Consider the following 1,521-nt stretch of genomic DNA (forward strand, 5'->3'; position numbering starts at 1 on the left):
CCCCGCCGGCCAGGCCGATGGCCTGCCAGAGAAGGAGCGCGCGAGCCGGGGCGTGCATCGGCCAGCGCGCGCGAGCCAACAGAACCGGCACCGGCCACGCCAGGGCCAGGGCGACCCCGGCCAACAGGAGCCCCACGTCACCGGTGGACATCGCCGACTGGAGGATCAGCCGTGGCCCTTCAGTAGCGTGCGTAACGCCGCCGCCTCATCGTTGGAGACACCGCCGACGAACCGTGCAAGTACCGCGTGCCGGTCCCGAGAGTCACCCAGGACTTCGTGCATGAGTTCCGCGACGTACTCCTCCCGCGAGGCCACAGCGCGGTAGCGGTGGGGGCGCGCGGTGCGATCCGAGACGACCAGACCTTTGCGGGCAAGGCGGCTCAAGACCGTGAGCAGGGTGGTCACGGCGGGCGGGCGCTCCCGGGAGCTGTCGAGCACGCCCTTGACGTCGTACGCCGTCACCGGCCCACTGTGGTCCCAGATTACGTCCATAACGGCACGCTCCAACTCGCCCAGGGTCGCCACGGTGATCCTCTCCTCCTGCTGTGTAGCCGGATTCTATCAGTGGCGAAAGAAATTCGACTCTCGGTAGAAATATTTCTACGCTATGTAGAATGCCGATGGCGGGTGAACACGACACCCGATCCGGTGAAAGGGGTTGGCGTCCTATGGACGTTGTCGAGATCGCACGCTGGCAGTTCGGCATCACGACCGTCTACCACTTCCTCATGGTCCCGCTCACTATCGGACTCGGGGCGATGGTTGCCGTGATGCACACCGCCTGGGTGCGCAGCGGCCAGGAGAAATTTCTCCGGATGACCAAATTCTGGGGAAAGCTCTACCTCATCAACTTCATCCTCGGCGTGGCCACGGGCCTGGTCCAGGAGTTCCAGTTCGGAATGGCCTGGAGCGAGTACTCCCGGTTCGTCGGGGACGTGTTCGGTGCCCCGCTCGCGCTCGAGGGTCTGCTCGCCTTCTTCCTCGAATCGACCTTCCTCGGTATCTGGATCTTCGGCTGGGGCAGGCTGCGCAAGGGCGTGCACCTCGCGGCCCTGTGGTGCGCGGTGATCGGATCCTGGGTCTCGGCGTACTTCATCATCGTCGCCAACTCGTGGATGCAGCACCCCGTGGGCGTTGAGCTCGGCGAGGACGGCCGGCCGGTCATGACTGACGTGTGGGCCGTGCTCACCAACAACACCGCACTGGCAGCGTTCACCCACGCCGTCTTTGGTGCGCTCGTGGTGGGAGGGATGTTCCTGCTCGGGATCGCCTGGTACCACCTGTGGCGCCGCCGGCATGACGGGATCGACACCGTCGACGAGCGCGGGCACGTGATCGTGGGGCAGGCCCAGGACATACCAGGACGCGACCGCACCGACCACGGCGTCTGGATCTGGTCCCTGCGATTCGGCGCGATAGTCGCCATGGTGGGGTTCCTCGGCACAGTCGTCACCGGCGACATCCAGGGCAAACTCATGTACGAGCAGCAGGGCGTCGACATGCCGGGTATCCGCGACCTCG

Annotated in this window: 2 protein-coding genes; one reads left to right on the top strand and one right to left on the bottom strand. The window is 65.7% G+C overall.

Annotated features, from left to right (window positions below; all coding sequences use genetic code 11):
- Positions 1-165: 165 nt before the first annotated feature.
- Positions 166-525 (bottom strand): BlaI/MecI/CopY family transcriptional regulator, encoded by a 360-nt coding sequence (locus tag AYO52_RS16005; RefSeq protein ID WP_067719586.1) that lies wholly within the window; start codon positions 523-525, stop codon positions 166-168.
- Between the two features lie 143 nt (positions 526-668).
- Here AYO52_RS16005 and AYO52_RS16010 point away from each other — a divergent pair.
- The coding region (locus AYO52_RS16010; protein WP_172812192.1) for a cytochrome ubiquinol oxidase subunit I at positions 669-1,521 on the top strand (853 nt) is incomplete at its 3' end.

The organism is Dietzia sp. 111N12-1 (assembly GCF_001658045.1).
In the GTDB taxonomy this organism is placed as follows: domain Bacteria; phylum Actinomycetota; class Actinomycetes; order Mycobacteriales; family Mycobacteriaceae; genus Dietzia; species Dietzia kunjamensis.